Source organism: Xenorhabdus innexi, from assembly GCF_002632485.1.
GTDB classification, from domain to species: domain Bacteria; phylum Pseudomonadota; class Gammaproteobacteria; order Enterobacterales; family Enterobacteriaceae; genus Xenorhabdus; species Xenorhabdus innexi.
Genome location: NZ_NIBU01000013.1, coordinates 18590 through 38373 on the forward strand (window position 1 = coordinate 18590; position 19784 = coordinate 38373).

Annotated in this window: 2 protein-coding genes (1 of these 2 cut by a window edge); both read right to left on the reverse strand. The window is 51.1% G+C overall.

Annotated features, from left to right (window positions below; all coding sequences use genetic code 11):
• Positions 1-14829: a non-ribosomal peptide synthetase gene (locus tag Xinn_RS07485; RefSeq protein ID WP_086956335.1), complete on the reverse strand. Its 14829-nt coding sequence runs from the start codon at positions 14827-14829 to the stop codon at positions 1-3.
• A protein-coding gene (locus Xinn_RS07490; RefSeq protein ID WP_244590161.1) for a non-ribosomal peptide synthetase crosses the window boundary here: on the reverse strand, positions 14826-19784 show its 3' portion. 1725 nt of this gene lie beyond the right edge of the window; 4959 of the gene's 6684 nt are visible here — the last part of the coding sequence; its start codon lies off the right edge, out of view; the stop codon is at positions 14826-14828. The genes Xinn_RS07485 and Xinn_RS07490 overlap by 4 nt, the downstream gene beginning before the upstream one ends.

The window sequence follows — 19784 nt, forward strand, 5'->3', positions numbered from 1 at the left end:
TTACCTGATTGTATTTACCAGTTTCTGCCAGAGTTTACCGACCCAAAGTTCGGTCGATGGGGTGGATAACATCGTCATATGGTTACCGGGCACAGACATGGCGTCCAGTTTTGTAACATATCTGCGCCACTGAGTTTCGCGCTTTTTCATTTCATCCCTATCCCCGTCTTCTGCATTGATCAGATGAATAATGCCTTTATAACATGCCCGGGGAATATAACTGGTGTTCAGGTTAGCCTGCATAACGCGGATGATCCCCTGCAATAATGTCAGAGGGGTTTTGGCCGGAAAAAGACCAGACTTTATTAAAGCATTGTGTAAAAGTTGGTGCTGTTCATCCTGCATCAGGTTTTCAAAGTCCTGTCGGGAGAGTGAAAGAGGCTGATCCAATATCATGTCGTAGATATCAATCAGCTCCATTATTGCCTCAGTATGGCTGATGGGTTTATGGACACTGTCCGGTTGGTGGGGTTCGTCGGTATCGATAAGAATGAGATCGGCGACCTGTTCACCTGCTGCCTGCAATTGTAAGGCGGCCTCAAAGGCGATCCAGCCACCAAAAGAGTGGCCTAACAGATGATAAGGGCCATGAGGCTGAACTTCACGCATAGTCTGGATATAAGTGCGGGCAGCGCCTTCAACACTGGTGTGCGGGTAATTGTGTTCAGCAGTAAAACCACGGGCCTGTAAAGCATATATCGGCAGTTGTGACGGGAATGACAGCGCCAGCTCAATCAGGCTGGACGGGCTGGCACCTGCGCCGGGCATACAGAATAATGGCGATACTGATTTAGAACCCAACTGAATGATAACACGCGGGTCGAAAGCCGGAACGGCCTGTATCTGCTCAACGATTGAATCTGCAATCAGGTTGAGTAGCGGGGAATGCATAATAGAAAAATGGGTTCCGCCAATGGGGCAGAGTACAGAATTCTGCCCGACGAGATCACGCCAGCCGCGCCAGTTATCAGTGTTGTTTAAATCCTCTGCGGTATAGAGATGGACTGGCAGGGAAGATTTGGCCGGAATATAGTTCTGTCCCAGTCGGGTCAGTAGTTCAGCGGTGTAAGTGCGCAGCAGGATATCCTGCCGTGTGATATTAGTCGGCAGCCATTGATGTTCAATACAGTAATCAATAACCTGCTCCAGACTGTTGAATCGGTGCAGTGCTTCCAGCGCCTGTTCATCATTAATATTTTTCTGAGTACGCAGTGAATCAATGATTAGCGCTATTTGAGCAGCGGTTCGCTCTTCATTCGTCTGGTCTTCATTAAAGCTATTTTCACCTGCATCATGACCGGCATGATTATAGGTATCGATCATGCTGAGGAATTCTACCGTTTCACCATCACCGATAAGCTGTTGAGCAATTTCATAGGCAATCAGGCCGCCGATTGACCAGCCCGCCAGACGGTACGGCCCTTGTGGCTGAATACGGCGGATTGCCTGAATATGACAGGCGGCAAGTTCCTCAATGGAAGCAGGCGGTTGTTCCAGTGTGTGGATGCCAAGTGCCTGTAATGCATAAACGGGAAGCTCAGGCGGCAGTAGCGTTGCCAGTGGAGAATAAACCAGTGGGTCACCGGAAGTCTCGTGTACCAGAAACAGCGGAGATAACGAACCAGACGGGCTTAATGGCACCGGGTTTGCATCAAACGGTGATGCTGGTTCGGCAAAGGATTTACCCACCGCCGTCGCCAGATCACACAATGTAGGGTGTGTAAATAAGGCTGTCAGCGGAATTTCCATTTCTTGTTCCCGCATACGGTTTATTAACTGTACAGCGAGCAGTGAGTGACCACCCAGTTCAAAGAAATGGTCATAGCGCCCGACACGTTCCAGTCCCAGCAGCTCTTGCCATATCTGAGCCAGCACAATCTCAGTTTCGCCCGTCGGAGCGACATAACCATGTACTATCATTGCGGATGAATCAGGCACAGGCAGTGCCTGACGATCAAGTTTACCATTAGGGGTCAACGGGAAAGCCTCCAAAGTAACAAACGCGCTGGGTAGCATATACTCAGCCAGATGTTGGGTAAGTTGTTGACGAAGTTCATGGGGTACTAATTTAGCATTAGTATGAGGCAATAAATAAGCAACCAGCCGTTTTTGTGTACCTGTTTTTTCATTAAACGTATCTTCGCGGATAATCACAACCGCTTCACGTACTCCGTGACACTTCATCAACCGGGATTCTATTTCGCCCAGTTCAATGCGGAAGCCGCGAATTTTGACCTGAAAATCATTGCGGCCAAGATATTCAATATTGCCATCCGGCAACCAGCGACCGAGATCGCCTGTTTTATACATACGTGCATCCGGTTCGATGGAATATGGGTCGAGTAAAAAACGTTCTGTGGTCAGAGAAGAGTTATTCAGATAGCCGCGGGCAACCCCAGCGCCAGCAATATGGATCTCGCCGATAACACCAAGCGGCGCAGGCTGACCATACGGGTCAAGAATATAAATCCGGGTATTGGCAATGGGACGACCGATAGGAATAGAACGGGTAACATCAATAGCAGACGGAATTTCGTAAGTGGTAGCAAATGTTGTACTTTCTGTCGGGCCGTAACCGTTAATCAGATGTACAGGCCGTGATCCGGCTAATTGCATCTGTTGTATTTTCATGGGGTCAAGTACATCGCCGCCCACCAGCAGGTAACGTAATTGTCCGAACAACGGTGTGAGCGTATTCAGATATTCATTGAACAGACCGGTAGTTAACCAAAGGGCGGTGACTTTTCCTTTGCTCAGAGAGTGACAGAGGCGAACCGGGTCAAGCAGTACCGATTGTGGCACAACATACAGCCTTCCACCATTCAGTAATGCAGACCAGATTTCCCACGTTGAGGCATCAAACGCAACATTGGCACAATGAGCAACACAGTCATTCCTGTCGATATCGGCATAAGCGCTATTAATCACCAATCGATTGACACTGCGATGTTCAATCATGACACCTTTGGGCAGTCCGGTTGAGCCGGAGGTATAGATCACATAGGCCAGATGGCGGGAAGTCAGCACGGCTGTCCGATCATCAGGGTTATGATCCGGCTGGCTGTTCAGCATAGTTTCCTGCGTATCGAACAGGAATACAGGCACTGTATCGGGCAATTTACTGAGTAAGTTATCGATTAGTGCAGTCTGAGTCAGCAGCATCACAGGCGCGGCATCTTCGAGCATATAGGCCAGCCGCTCCGCCGGATAAACCGGATCAAGCGGAACGTAAGCGCCACCTGCTTTAAGAATGGCGAGTAAGCCGACAATCATTTCGGGGCTGCGCTCAAGACAAATGGCGACCCGATCATCAGGGCATACACCGGATACAATCAGATGATGCGCCAGCCGATTGGCACGGCGGTTGAGTTCACGGTAACTGATGGTCTGATCTTCATACATAACAGCAATCGCGTCAGGATACCGGGCTGCCTGAGTTTCAAATAGCTGGTGGATCAGCGCGTTCTGAGGGAAATCAGTTTGGGTTGCGTTGAAACCTACCAGCAATTGTTGCTGTTCCGATTCCGGTAGCATTGGCAGCGTCATAACGGCCTGCCTCTCATCCATTGCCATCACGGTCAGAACATTGGTTAAGTAGCCGACCATACGCTCAATGGTTGAGTGATCAAACAGGTCAGTAGCATAAGACAACGCTCCGGCCAGACCGGACTCAGTTTCTGCCAGTGATAAGGTTAAATCAAAATGGGTCGTATGCTGTGTCTGTTCAAATGGAGTGAACTGTAGATCAGGTAAAACCAGTTCCTGAGCCGGTGTGTTATTGAATGCCAGCATCACCTGAAAAACAGGGCTGTAACTGAGGCTGCGCTCAGGCTGTAATGCTTCCACCACCTGCTCGAAAGGCAGATCCTGATGGGCATAGGCTGCCAGCGCATTTTCCCTGACCTGCCCCAGTAAATCCGCCACGTTAATTTCTTTATCAGTAAACTGAATACGCAGCGCCAGTGTATTCACAAAGAAGCCCATTAATCCTTCAAGTTCAGGATACGGACGACCGGCAACAGGTGTACCGATAACAATATCAGCCTGACCGCTGAGGCGGGAAAGGACAATGCTCCAGCCCGTCAGTACAGTCATAAACAGTGTTGCGTTGTGGCGCTTTCCGAGTGCTTTCAGTGAATCCAGTACGCTGTTATCCAGATGGAAAGTAACCTGACTGCCAACATAAGTCTGTACTGCCGGACGAGTCCGGTCAGTCGGAAGTGTCAGTAACGCCGGAGCATCTTCAAGCTGTTTGCACCAGAAATCACGTTGTTCAGCAAGGGCGGTTTTCTGCAATAGCTGATGCTGCCAGACGGCGTAATCGGCGTATTGAATCGGCAGTGGTGGTAAAGGATTATCCTGCCCGCTAAGAGCCGCACGATAAAAAACGCCTAATTCCCGCACTAATATTCCGATTGACCAGCCATCGGTAATAATGTGATGCAGGGTGATCAGCAAAATATGCTCTTCATCCGCCAGTTGCAGTAGTTGACCACGGATAAGCGGGCCACGGGCAAAATCGAAAGGTGTTTTTGCTTCAAGTCCGGCAATTTCCGTAACACGTTGGTTATGCTGTGTCGGCTCAAGCTGGCGCAGGTCATGGCTGGACAGAGTGAAACCGATGTCAGCCGGATCAATATGCTGGTGGGGTTGGTCTTTGTCTGACACAAATCGGGTGCGCAATCCCTCATGGCGTGCCACCAGATTATCCAGTGCGGTGCTGAGTGCCTGACGATCCAGTTTTCCGTTCAAGCGCAGGGCTGCCGGAAGGTGGTAGGCCAGACTGGCGGCAGGATCGAGCTGACCAAGAAACCACAGCCGCTGTTGGGCGAAGGATAAAGGCAGCGTCTGGTTGCGATCCGCCACAGTTATTACTGCCTGAGAAGCGGCATCAGCCTCAGTAATCGCCTGAGCTAAATCCATCAGGACGGGGCGGGCGAAAAGTTGTTGTAAAGGTAGTTCGCGTGTCAGTAGCTGACGTACACGGGCAACCAGCCGGACGGCTAACAGCGAATGCCCGCCCAGTTCAAAAAAGTGGTCATGGCGCCCGACCCGTTCTAACCCAACTTTCTCCAGCCCGAGCAGCTCCTGCCAGATTTGCGCCAGTACCGTTTCTGTTTCACCAACCGGAGCCACATAACTGCGGGTGACGATGGCTGAAAAATCCGGGGCAGGAAGCGCTTTACGATCCAGTTTGCCGTTGGGAGTCAGCGGGAAAGCCTCTAATATGACAAACGCTGTCGGTAACATATATTCCGCAAGGTGCGGGGCGAGTTGCTGGCGTAATTCCGCAGGGTTCAGCTCGGCTCCTGCCAGTGGACACAGATAAGCGACAAGCCGTTTCTGTTCCGGCTCATCTTCACGGGCGATAACGATGGCTTCCCGTACTCCCTGGCACAACATCAGCCGGGCTTCAACTTCCCCCAGTTCAATGCGGAAGCCGCGCAATTTGACCTGAAAATCATTACGGCTGATATATTCGATATTGCCATCGGGCAACCAGCGGGCCAGATCGCCGGTTTTATACATGCGGGCATCCGGTTCTGCTGAGAAAGGATCAGTCAGGAAGCGTTCAGACGTCAGTGCCGGACGATTCAGGTATCCTCTGGCAACGCTCCTGCCCGCGATATAAATTTCTCCGGCTACGCCGAGCGGCACCGGCTGGTGATATTCGTCAAGAATATATATCAGGGCATTGGCTATCGGGCGGCCGATAGGCGGCAGCACCGGCCAGTGTTCAATTTCTCTGTCTGAAGAATATGACGTCACAACATGGCTTTCCGTCGGGCCATAGTGGTTATATAATCGGCAATGATCGGCGCGTTGGAGAAAACGCCGGATAGCCGGAGTAATACGCAATTGCTCACCGGCAGTAATAAGCTGTGTCAGACAGGAAATATCGTTTTCACTATTTTTATCTTCATGATCGCAGTCAGCTTCGGTCAGATGCTGGAGAGCAATAAAGGGCAGGAAAATGCGATTAATCTGTTTTTGCCGGATCAGCCGTAGCAGTTGATGAGGCTCCCGACGCAGGGTTTCATCAATCAGTACCAGACAACCACCTTCACTCAGAGTGGTGAATATTTCCTGAAAAGCAACATCAAATCCCAGTGCTGCAAATTGCAGGGTTTTGCTGTTTCCGCTTCCGGCAGGGGATGTTCCGGCAAAGTATGAATGAGTCTGACGATGCCATTGCAGCAGATTCGACAGCGCTATCTGCGGCATTTCTACCCCTTTTGGTAATCCGGTAGAGCCGGAGGTGTATATCACATAAGCCAGATGATGAGGTTCCAGCCCCAGTGCTTCTGCATCAGGATTATCATCGGGGTGTTCAGCCAGATAAGTCTGCGGTTCATCGAGTAACACGGTTGTATAGCTGTTAACCGTATGTCCGGTAGAAACATTGTGTCCGGTAGACGATGAGGCAGCATTTAGTGTTGCCGATAGTGCTGAGCTGGTGAGTAAAACCACCGGTGCTGAATCCTGAAGCATATACGCCAGCCGCTCCGCCGGATAAGTCGGATCAAGCGGCACATAAGCGCCTCCGGCTTTAAGAACAGCCAGTAATCCCACCACCATCTCAGGGCAGCGTTCAATATAAATTGCCACCCGAGAGTCAGGGCGGACACCTTGTGCTATAAGATAATGCGCCAGTCGATTGGCGCGTCGGTTCAGTTCGCCGTAACTCAGTGTCTGATTTTCAAATTCTACTGCGATTGCGTCAGGATGTTGTTCTGCCTGAGTTTCAACCAATTGATGAATTAATGTATCTTTTGAATACTCCATCTGACTGGTATTGAAATCCACCAGCAACTGCTGCTTTTCCGCTTCCGGCATCATCGGCAGGGTCGCAATGGTTCTGGTTTCATCGAGTACCATCGCAGTCAGAATATTTGCCAGATAACCGGTCATACGTTCAGCCGTCGTGTACTCAAACAGATCGGCGGCATAGGTTAAAACGCCCGTCAGACCGGATTCAGTTTCTGTCAGCGACAGCGTTAAATCAAAATAAGCGCCATGATGAGCCTGCTCAACCGATGAAAGCTGTAAACCGGGCAGCACCAGCTTTTGCGGCGGGGTGTTATTCAACGTCAGCATCACTTGAAAGATTGGGCTATAGCTGAGACTGCGTTCGGGCTGTAAAGCTTCCACTATTTGCTCGAATGGCAGATCCTGATTGGCATAAGCCGCCAGTGCCTGTTCTCTGATTTGTGACAGCAAATCCGCCACGCTGAGTTCATGACTGAATCTGACCCGCAATGCCAGCGTATTGACAAAGAAACCAATCAGACCTTCAAGTTCACTATGCGGACGGTTGGCGACTGGTGTACCGATAACAATATCATCCTGCCCGCTGAGACGGGCAAGTACGATGCTCCATGCGCTCAGTAAAGTCATAAACAATGTCGTGTTGTGGCGTTGCCCTAATTCCTTCAATGATGCCAGCAAGCGGGCATCCAGATGGAAAGGCACCTGTCCGCCAGAATAACTCTGTAGCGCCGGACGCGGATAATCCGCAGGCAGAGTCAATAAAGCCGGAATATCTGCAAGCTGATTACACCAGAATTCGCGTTGTGCATTCAGGGCGGCCTGTTGCTGCGGGTCACGCTGCCAGACAGCATAATCCGCGTACTGGATCGGCAACGGCAGCAAAGATGCCTCATTTCCCTCAAGAGCCGCACGGTAAAAATCGCCGAATTCACGCACCAGCACTCCCAGCGACCAGCCATCAGTAATAATATGATGCAGGGTAAGCAGCAGTATATGTTCATTATCAGTCAGTTGCAGTAACTGACCACGGATCAGCGAACCCTGTGCAAAATCAAAAGGAGTCCGGGCTTCAAGTTCGATAAACTCGGCGACACGCTGGCTACGCGAAGCAGGGTCAGACTGACGCAGGTCGTGGCTGGACAGAGAAAAACCGATATCAGCAGGATCGATATGCTGGTAAGGGAGCCCGTCAATGGAGACAAAACGGGTACGCAGGCTCTCATGTCGGGAAATCAGGCTATTGAGCGCCGTAGTCAGTGCATGATGATTCAGTGAACCGGTAAGACGCAGTGCTGCCGGCAGGTGATAGGCAAGGCTGGCAGACGCATCAAGCTGCCCCAGAAACCATAAACGCTGTTGCGCAAAAGAGAGCGGTAACGGCTGGCTGCGATCAGCGGCGGGAATAACTGTCTGAACCGTTGTCGTCGTTTCTGTGGTAATAATGTGCGCTAATGCCATCAGAACCGGCTGGTCAAAGATCCGCTGTATTGGTAGTTCGCGGCTCAGAGCCTGACGAATACGGGCTGCGAGCTGAACAGCCAGTAAAGAGTGACCACCCAGTTCAAAAAAGTGATCGTAGCGACCAATTTGCTCCAGTCCGAGCAGTTCCTGCCAGATTTGCGCCAGAACCGTTTCTGCTTCACCAATGGGAGCCGCATAGTGCTGCGTCACTATCGCGGAGGTGTCCGGCGCAGGGAAGGCTTTACGATCCAGCTTACCATTCGGGGTTAGCGGGAAATTTTCCAGCATAACAAAAGCACCGGGCAACATATACTCAGCGAGGTGCAGAGAAAGTTGCTGACGTAGTTCAGCCGGAACCAGTTCAGCACCTTCATGCGGACGCAGATAAGCCACCAACCGCTGCTGATTCGGCTCATCTTCCCGCACCAGCACCACTGCTTCACGCACACCGTGACACTGCAATAACTTCGTTTCAATTTCACCCGGTTCAATACGGAAACCGCGAAGTTTAACCTGAAAATCATTGCGGCCGAGGTATTCAATATTGCCGTCAGGACGCCAACGCCCCAGATCGCCGGTTTTATACATCAGTGCGTTTGGTTCGGAAGAAAAGGGGTCAGGCAGGAAACGTTCTTCGGTCAGATCAGGGCGGTTCAGATAACCCCGTGCCAGTCCGTCACCGGCGATGTAGATTTCACCAACGGCACCCAAAGGAGCCAATAGCCCGTGGGGGTTAAGAATATAACAGCGGATATTGTCAATCGGGCGCCCAATCACCGAGACATCCGGTACACCCTGCCCTGCATTGTATTCATACCATGTTGCATCCCCATTCACTTCCGATGAACCGTAGAAATTAAACAGCCGTAGCCACGGGTAATCTGTCACTACCTGCCGTGCCAATTCAGGTGCCAGCCGTTCACCGCTGCAAATTAATAGCCGGACTGATTTCAGGGTGTTTTCACTGCGCTCCTGTATTAAGAGCTTCAACAGGGAAGGGACAACAACCAGTAAATTCACACCAGAATGCTGTAAATTGGCACAGAAGCGGGTCGGATCTTTCACCTCATGCTTGTCGAAAACTACCAGCCGTCCGCCGGTCAGCAATGTACCCAATGTTTCTGTTATCGAATCGACAAAGCTGATGCTGGTTTTCAGCGCGGTAATTAGCGGTGATGTCACAATATTACGCACAAACCATAACAGACGGTTACTCAGGGCGCGGTGACTGCTCATAACGCCTTTGGGCACTCCGGTTGAGCCGGAAGTGTAGGCAACATAAGCCAGATGTTGCTGCGTCATACCGGATATCTGCGGATTGTGTTCCGGTTGTGTCGTCATAAACGGAGTCTGGATATCGAGCATAATGACTGGTAGGGAGCTTGTCGCTTCAGAGTCGGGCAGCAGATCGGGATCAATCGACTGAAAACTCTCTGGCTGAGCCAATAAGACAACCGGCGCAGCGTCTTCGAGCATATAGGCCAGCCGTGCCGTCGGATAGGCCGGATCAAGCGGTACATAAGCGCCACCGGCTTTGAGAATAGCCAGTAGCCCCACCACCATTTCAGGGCTGCGCTCAACACACAGAGCCACTCTGTCATCCGGGCGTACACCCAACGCAATTAACTGATGCGCCAGACGGTTAGCATAGCGGTTCAGCTCACCATAGCTGAGGGAGTGCTCACCATATACCACGGCAACATTATCGGGATGATGTAACGCTTCGGTTTCAACCCACTGATGGATAAGAACACCCTGTGTGCTGTCTGTTTGTGGACTATCTGTTTGTGAGAAAGCTATTTGTGAGAAAGCAGTCTGAGCCGGATTGAAATCCACCAATAATTGTTCCTGTTCAGAAACAGGAATAACAGGCAATTGCAGAATGGATTGTTGTGGATGATGCGCCAGAGCATCCGTTAATCCGCTGACAGCCGTTATCAGATAGTGCAGCATCCGTTCGGGATCGATTCCGGTTACGGTCTGAGCTGTCAGGCAGAAATCTGCCCCCAAATCATCCACTGTCAGTGTGACAGGATAATTAGTCTGTTCCTCAGCCGCCAGAATACGCATACCTTCCCAGACGGCACTGCTTACTTCTGTCTCATGATGCTGGCTGTGGCGGTAATTCAGTAAGGCACTGAACAGTGGCATCGGCTGTGCCACATCGCTGCATCGTTGTGCCAGTGATAACGGTGCCTGTTCATGTTCCAGCAGATTAGTCAGATTGTGATAAGTGACTTTTACGATTTCCTTAGCACTGGCTGCTTTTTGTGAACCGTTGTCAGTCAGGGAAACACGGACTGGCAGGGTATTGATAAACATGCCCAGTGTGCGGTTAACCCCTGAGATCCCCTGAAGACGACCGGATAATACCGAGCCAAAAACAACATCATCGTGCCCGCTGGTATGCGCCAGTACCTGCGCCCATGCAACATGGAACAGGACGCTGGAGCTGACTCCCAGTTGGCGTGCCTGATTACGGATATGTTTTGCCAGCGTCGGATCAAGCGGAAGACGGGCTTCATGGATAGCACTGTTATCGCTTGGTGTTCTGACGATGCCGAACGGGGCAGTAGGTTCGACAAAATCAGCAAGCTGGGTACGGAAGTAATCTTCATGTACGGAAACCGGTACGTCTAAGATCCGGGCGATAAAATCACGATAAGGTAAAGCTGCCGGCAGTAATTCCGCCTGCCCCTGCAATACCTGAGCTATTTCGGCGAAAATCAGCTCCAGCGTCATATGGTCGCTGACCAGATGGTGAAAACTCAGTGACAACAGCCATTCATTCTGAATTGCATCATGGGCGATATCAGCCGCGAACAGCGGAGCGCGGTTCAGGTCGAGACGACGACGACGAGGATCAGTGTGCGCACATAGCTGTGATAACACATCGTTTTCAGTTGTCGGCGTGAAGTGGTTAACAGGCAGTGGAGCCTGACGCCAGACCACCTGCACAGGCTGGGCCAGATCCTGCCAGTAAACGGAGGTGCGCAGAATATCGTGGCGGTTGATGATATGTTGTAGCGCACTGAGAAAGGTATCAAGGCGTTCACGGCAGTCGAAGGCCAACAGGCTTTGTAACAGATAATCATCACCCTGTGTCTGTAACAGGTGATGGAACAAAATACCTTCCTGTAGCGGAGACAACGGATAGATATCCTGAATATTGCTTGCTCCATCGGGGATCGTGGCTGTGATGGCATCGATTTCAGTCTGAGACAGAGAAACCAGTGGCAGCATGGCAGGCGTAATGGTTGTGCTGTCTGCGGGAATAAGATTGGCTGGCACGACAAAAGCATGAGTATCACTCTGAGATGCCAGAATGGTTTGCGCCAGTTCGCTCAGAACAGGCGTGGCAAACACACTGCGTACATCAAGCCGTAATCCAAGATTGTGCAGTTGTTCGATCAGGCTGACAATCATTAAGGAATGTCCACCCAGTTCAAAGAAGTGGTCATGTCGGCCAACCTGTTCCAGCCCCAGTAATTGCTGCCAGATTCGAGCTAAAGCTGTTTCCGTTTCACCGACCGGCGCTTCATAGTCACGGGTTATGACGGCTGACTGATCAGGGTCGGGTAATGCCTGACGATCCAGTTTGCCGTTAGGCGTCAACGGAAAAGTATCCAGCGTGACAAAAGCACTGGGCAGCATATAATCAGCCAGATGTTGTGCCAGTTGCTGGCGTAATTCCGCAGGAGCCAGTTCTGAGCCATCCTGAGCTGACAGGTAAGCAACTAACCGCTTCTGGCCGCCTGTTTTTTCCGAAGGCATCTCTTCGCGGGCAATCACTACCGCTTCCCGCACGCCATCACACTGCATCAATTGTGTTTCGATTTCTCCCAGTTCAATACGGAAACCGCGAATTTTCACCTGAAAATCATTACGACCGAGATACTCGATATTACCATCCGGCAGCCAGCGCGCCAGATCACCGGTTTTATACATGCGGGCATCTGGAACAGAAGAAAATGGATCAATAAGAAAACGCTCAGCAGTCAGTTCAGGGCGATTCAGATAACCACGGGCAACACCTTTGCCCGCGATATGGATCTCGCCGATAACGCCGAGCGGAACGGGCTGAGAATAAGCATCAAGGATATAGATTTGAGTATTGGCAATCGGGCGACCGATATGGGGAACAAAACCCGTTGTCCGGTTCATGCGGATTGCTGTTGAATAAGTGGTTGTTTCAGAAGGGCCATACAGATTGCAGATATTTTCTACCGAAGTTCGGGCGAACAGTTGTTCCACCAGATGAGGTTTTACTGCCTCACCTGCTAAGTTAATCGTCCGAACTGTGGCCGGAATTGCCTGAGCTTCGATCAAATGCGTGATAGCTGATGGCACGGTGTTAATCAGAGTGATGGGCGGGATGGATGCCGATGTTGTCAATAATGACAAAGCATCGGACACAATATGTACTGTACCGCCGGAAATCAGTGGCGCAAAACATTCGTATACTGACAAATCAAAATTAAGCGAAGTTGCGAAAAGCGTATCCGCCAGTTCTGCGGTGCTGAATGTCTGTTGTGCCCAGCACAGGAAATTCATCACATTACTGTGGGTAATCGCCACGCCTTTGGGTTTTCCGGTCGAACCGGAGGTATAAATCACATAGGCCAGATGGTCTGATGTTAAGCCGAGTATCTGAGCATTGGGATTACCGGCGGTCTGCGCTGTCGTACCTGTAGCAGCAAATATTTCCGGGTTATCGAGAAATACCGCCGGAACGGGGCTGTTCAGTTTATCAGCCAGTGTGGATTGAGTCAGGATTGCTTTCGGTGCCGCATCTTCAAGCATATACAGTAATCGCTCAGCCGGATAAGCCGGATCAAGCGGAACGTAAGCGCCACCCGCTTTCAGAATACCGAGCAAACCGACAATCATTGCCGGGCTGCGCTCAAGGAAAATCGCCACGCGATCATCAGGGCGTACCCCTGATGTAATCAGATAATCAGCCAGACAATTGGCACGATGATTAAGCTCACTGTAACTGAGGGGCTGATCTCCGGACACGACCGCAATTGCATCAGGGCGTAGGGCTGCCTGAGCCTCAATCAGTTGGTGGAACAGCGTATTTTGCGGAAAATCGGCTTGGGTTGCGTTGAAGTCTGCCAATAACTGTTGCTGTTCAGAAGCCGATAGCATCGGTAGTCTGGCGACAGATTGCGTGGCATCTGCCGTCATCGCCGTCAGCACCTGTTTCAGATAACCGATCATCCGTTCAACAGTGGCAACATCGAACAGGTCAGCGGCATACTCCAGTTCACCCACTAAACCGGCCTCAGTTTCAGTCAGCGACAGTGTCAGGTCGAAATGTGTGCTGTAGCGTACCTGTTCAGCCGGTGTCAGTTGCAGGCCGGGAAGTGTTAATGTTTTTGTCGGTGTGTTATTTAAGGCCAGCATGACCTGAAAAACCGGGTTGTAACTCAGGCTGCGTTCCGGTTGCACCGCCTCTACCACCTGTTCGAAGGGCAGCTCCTGATGGGCGTAGGCAGCCAGTGCCCGCTCACGGACTTGTGTGAGTAATTCTGTCACAGAGAGGGATTTACTGAAGGTGAGGCGTAGCGCCAGCGTATTGACGAAGAACCCGATTAAACCTTCAAGTTCATTTCCCGGCCGGTTAGCGACCGGCGTCCCGATAACAATATCATCCTGCCCGCTGAGACGGGCAAGTACGATGCTCCAGCCTGCCAGCAAAGTCATAAACAGGGTTGTCTGGTGGCGTTGTCCGAATAATTTCAGTGCTTCTGACAGGGAAGCATCAAACCGAACCGGCACTTGTCCGGCACTATAACTCGGGTTAGCAGGGCGCGGACGATCTGTCGGGAGCGTCAGTAAAGCCGGAGCACCTTTTAGCTCACGGTGCCAGAAATCACGCTGTCCGGCCAGAATATCGCCCTGTAACCGGTTACGCTGCCAGACGGCGTAATCAGCATACTGAACCGGCAGGGGCGGAAGTGAGAACTCATAATTATTGTCGGGTTCAGACATTATGCGGTAAAAGGTACTCAGTTCATGTACCAGTATGCCGATTGACCAGCCATCCGAAATAATATGATGCTGGGTCAGTAACAGGACATGATCGTCTTCAGCTAACTGTAATAACTGACCACGGATCAGCGGCCCTTGTGTCAGGTCAAAAGGGGTACGGGCTTCCAGCGCGGCTATTTCAGCAATACGGTGCCGATGTGCTTCTGCATCCAGCATCCGTAGATCCTGACAGATAAGGCTAAAACCGGTATCAGCCGGATCAATGTGCTGATAGGGCTGGCCTTCGGTAAGCATAAAACGGGTGCGAAGGATTTCATGGCGGGCAACCAGCTGATTGAGTGCGGTTGTCAGGGCATGTTGATTCAGTTGTCCGTTCAGACGCAGTGAAACGGGAATATGATAAGCCAGACTGGCAGCCGGTTCGAGCTGATGAAGGAACCACAGGCGCTGTTGGGCAAACGATAATGGCAAAGGCCGATCACGGTCAGCGGGCTGAACAGCAGGCCGTTTCTGATGTTGCTTAGTTTGAAGCTGTTGTTTAATTTTCTTTCTTAAAACAGCCTGTTTCAGCTTCTCAATATCCATGTCACTTCTACTCATTTGTCGCCTTCTCCACCTAACATTGCCATTAACTCTTCCGCTGACATTGAATCCAGCGAGTCCTCAAGGGATTCAATATCGCTTTGTCCCACAGCCTCCCTTTGTGCTGTGAAAATGATTTCTGCCTGATCCGCCAGTCTGGGGGAAAGAAACAGTGAAGCGATGGGGATATCAATCAGGAACTCATGCTGTATGCGGGTTGCTAATTGACCGACCATCAGCGAATGACCACCTAATTCAAAAAAGTTATCGTGACGGCCTACACGTTCCAGCCCCAGCAGGCTCTGCCAGATTTGCGCCAGAATTTCCTCTTCTTCGCCATTGGGAGCTTCATACTGATGCGCCACGACAGCCGATATATCAGGCGCAGGCAGCGCCTGACGATCCAATTTGCCGTTAGGGGTCAGCGGGAAAGTTTCAAGGGTGATAAAAGCACTGGGCAGCATATAGTCAGCAAGATGCAGGGAAAGCTGCTGGCGCAGTTCAGCCGGATTGAGTTCAGCCCCGGATTGGGTGAGCAGATAAGCAACCAATTGCTTCTGCCCTGAGCTGTCTGCGCGGCTCAGAACAACCGCTTCGCGCACACCGTGACACTGCGTCAGTCTGGTCTCGATTTCTCCCGGCTCAATACGGAAACCACGCAGCTTAATCTGGCTGTCATTGCGACCGAGATATTCGATATTACCGTCCGACCGCCAGCAACCCAAATCTCCGGTTTTGTACATGCGGGAAGCCGGAACAGCAGAGAACGGATCAGCCATAAAGCGTTCGGCGGTCAGTTCAGGGTTATTCAGATAGCCACGGGCAACACCATTGCCTGCAATATAGATTTCTCCTGCGACACCGACAGGCACAGGCTGCCCGCGTGAGTTAAGAATATAGATCCGGGTATTGGCGATGGGGCGGCCAATGGGAATGGTCTGCGCGGCATCAACAGGTGATGCTATTTCATAAGTGGCAGCGAACGTTGTGGTTTCTGTCGGGCCATAGCCGTTAATCAGGTGAACAGGGCGGGATTCAGCCAGTTGCACCTGTTGTATCTTTATGGGATCGAGAACATCACCGCCCACCAGTAGGTAACGCAATTGTCCGAATAGTGGTCTGAGCGTATTAAGGTACTCATTAAATAACCCGGCGGTCAGCCAGAGTGCGGTGACTTTTCCGCTGATTAGCGCATCACGGAAACGTGGCGGATCGAGCAAGACAGACTGGGAAACAATATGCAGGCGTCCGCCATTCAGCAACGCTGACCAGATCTCCCATGTTGAAGCATCAAATGCAGTATTGGCGCAGTGGGCAACACAATCGTTTACATTGATATCGGCATAGTGATTATTGATGACCAGCCGGTTAACACCGATATGCTCAACCATCACCCCTTTGGGCTGTCCTGTGGAGCCGGAGGTATAGAGCACATAAGCCAGATTGCGGGATGTCAGCCCCAGCGCCTGCGTATCGGGATTATCAGCAGGCTGTGTGCTTAATGAAGTATCCGCTGCATCAAGTACGAAGACAGGGACGGTATCAGGCAATTTATCGAGCAGGGCTGACTGCGCCAGTAAGACTACTGGCGTAGCATCTTCCAGCATAAATGTCAGCCGTTCAGTCGGGTAAGCCGGATCGAGCGGAACGTAAGCACCACCGGCTTTTAGAATAGCAAGCAGGCTGACTATCAGTTCCGGGCTGCGTTCTGCACAAATGGCTACCCGATCATCCGGACGAACACCCAACGTAATCAGATAGTGAGCCAGCCGGTTAGCGCGCTGGTTCAGTTCCTCATAGCTGACGGTCTGATCTTCATACGTCAGTGCAACAGCATCAGAACGCTGTAATACCTGAGCCTCAAATAGCTGGTGGATTAGCCTGTCCTGCGGGAAATCGGTCTGCGTAGCGTTAAACGTCACCAACAATTGTTGCCGTTCTGCTTCCGGCAGAATCGGCACATGCAGAATCAGTTGCTGGGGCTGGTGCGTCAGGGCATCAACCAGACCGCTGAGGGCGGTCTGTAGATAACGGGTAATACGAACGGGATCAATGCCCGTTACAGTGTGAGCAGACAACCGGAAGTCAGTGCCTAAATCATCCACTGACAGCGTGATAGGGTAATTTGTGCCTTCTTTGGCGGCAATAACACGCATCCCTGACCAACTATTGTCAGTTGTTTCTGCTTCACTGACCTGAGAGTGGCGATAATTCAGCAGGGTACTGAATAACGGTATGGAATGATCTACACCACTGCAACTCTGTGCCAGTGTTAACGGAGCCTGCTCATGCTCCAGCAGGGTGATTAAATCCTGATAGGTCTCCTGTACAACTGTGTGTACGCTACGATCGGCGAGGGAAACCCGTACCGGCAGAGTGTTGATAAACATTCCCAATATCTGATCAGCACCGGCACCACCTTGCAGGCGGCCTGACAGGACTGAACCGAAAACCACATTATCGCGATTGCTGGTATAGGCCAGTACTTGTGCCCATGCGACATGAAACAATATACTCGGATTGATTTTCAGCTCCCGCGACAATGCGCGAATGGCACCGGATAATGCCGGAGAGAGGGAAAGACGCGCTTCATGCTGTTCTGCCTCTGGTTCGTTATCTGGCATTGAGGGTTTTGAAATTGAAAGTATGCCGAATGGTGCGGTTGGCGCATCAATATCAGCAAGTCGGGTACGGAAATAATCTTCGTGTTCTGAGAGCGGAACACTCAACGTTCTGGCAATAAAGTTGCGGTAAGGCAGAACAGCGGGTAATGCCGTTTTCTCCTGTAATAACAGGCCGATTTCAGCGAAAATCAGTTCCAGTGTCACATGATCGCTGACCAGATGGTGAAAACGTAACACCAGCAGCCACTCATTCTGTGTCATATCATGAGCGATATCAGCGGTGAATAACGGCGCACGGGTCAGTTCCATGCGGTGCTGACGTGGGTCGGTATGCGCCAGCAGTTGTGCCTGAATATTCTCGTCAGATGTCGGCGTGAATAGGTTAATCGCCAATGGAGCCTGACGCCAGACGACCTGAACCGGATGTTCCAGCCCCTGCCAGAAGAGGCTGGTGCGCAGGATATCGTGGCGGTTGATTACTTGTTGTAAGGCGGCTAAGAAATTATCGAGGCGTTCACGGCTGTCAAAAACCAGCAGGCTTTGTAACAGATAGGTATCACCCTGAGCCTGCATCAGATGGTGGAACAGAATGCCTTCCTGTAAGGGAGACAGGGGGTAAATATCCTGCACATTCCCAGCGCCACCGGATACCGTTTCGGTGATGGCATCAATCTGAGCCTGAGATAACGTCACCAAAGGCAGCATCTCAGGCACAATCGCAGCGCAATTTTCAGGAATAAGGTTCTCAGGCACAACGAAAGAGTCAGTGCCACGGCGAAGTGCCTGTGCCATCTCAGCCAGAACCGGCGTGGAGAATACGTTGCGAATATCAAGGCTCCAGCCAATGCAGCGCAATTCTTCGATCAGGCTGACAATCATCAATGAATGACCACCCAGTTCAAAGAAATGGTCATGACGACCGATCTGCTCTACACCTAACAGTTTCTGCCAGATTTGCGCCAGCGCAGTTTCTGTCTGCCCTGTCGGAGATTCATAGACGCGAGCCACGAAAGCAGAGGCGTCAGGAGCGGGCAGTGCATCACGGTCGGTTTTACCATTGGATGTCAGCGGGAAGTTGTCCAACATGACAAAAGCACTGGGCAACATATAGTCAGCAAGGTGTCTGGCAAGTTGCTGACGCAGTTCAGTCGGTTCCGGTTTCATATCCGGCAGAGGCTGGATATAGGCAATCAGCCGTTTCTGGCTTCCTGTTTCTTTATCCCCTGCTTCTTCACGGGCGAGAACCAGTGCTTTCTGTACGCCATCACATTGGGACAGCCGTTTTTCAATTTCGCCTAATTCAATGCGGAACCCGCGGATCTTGACCTGAAAGTCATTGCGACCGAGATAGTCAATATTGCCATCCGGTAGCCAGCGTCCCAGATCGCCGGTTTTGTACATACGGGCATCAGGCATTGAAGAGAAAGGATCAGGCCGAAAACGCTCTGCGGTAAGATCCGGACGGTTCAGATAACCCCGGCTGACCCCCTCACCGGCAATATAAATTTCACCTGTTACACCGAAAGGAACCGGCTGCCGATGTTGGTCAAGAATATAGATCTGCGTGTTGGCTGTCGGGCTACCGATAGGGATTTTTATTTCACTTTCAGCACTACCGGTTTTTGTAAAGGGAATTTCATAGGCCGTAGCAAATGTAGTTGTCTCTGTTGGCCCATACATATTCAGTAAATATCTTGGCGGATATGTAGCCCTCAATCGGATAGCCGCCAGTGGATCAGCCTGTTCGCCGCCGAAAAGGAGATAACGCAGGCCAGACAGAACCGGAGCAATTAAATTTGCATACTGGCTAAACAGCGAAGTAGTAAGAAATAGAGCCGTGACACCTTCTGATAACAAAAAGTCACTGAACCGTTTTGGTTGTAACAGGGTATTTTCCGCGATTAACTGGAGCCTTGCGCCATGTACCAGCGCAGACCACACTTCCCAGGTTGCCGCATCAAATGAAATATTGGCGCAATGGGCAATACAGTCATCGGGCGTGATATCGGAAAAATGGTTATTAATAACTAAGTGCAGTACATTACGGTGTTCAACCATGACCCCTTTCGGCTGACCGGTTGAGCCGGAAGTGTAAATGATATAAGCCAGATTATGTGATGTCAGACCGGATGCCTGAACATCCAGATTGCGAGTAGAGTAGGCGGCCAGAGGCGTTTCCTGCTCATTCAGAAGATTATCCAGCAACACAACGGGCATAAAGGTATCCAGCTTGTCGCTCCATGCAGTCTGTGTCAGCAGAGCCGCAGGTCTGGCATCTTCGAGCATATAGCGCAGTCGCTCAGCAGGATAATTCGGGTCGAGCGGTAAATAGGCTCCTCCTGCCTTGAG

What these genes read in the sequence shown, in the direction of transcription:
- Xinn_RS07485 (WP_086956335.1), bottom strand. Translation starts at nt 14,829, where the DNA reads ATGAGTAGAAGTGACATGGATATTGAGAAGCTGAAACAGGCTGTTTTA.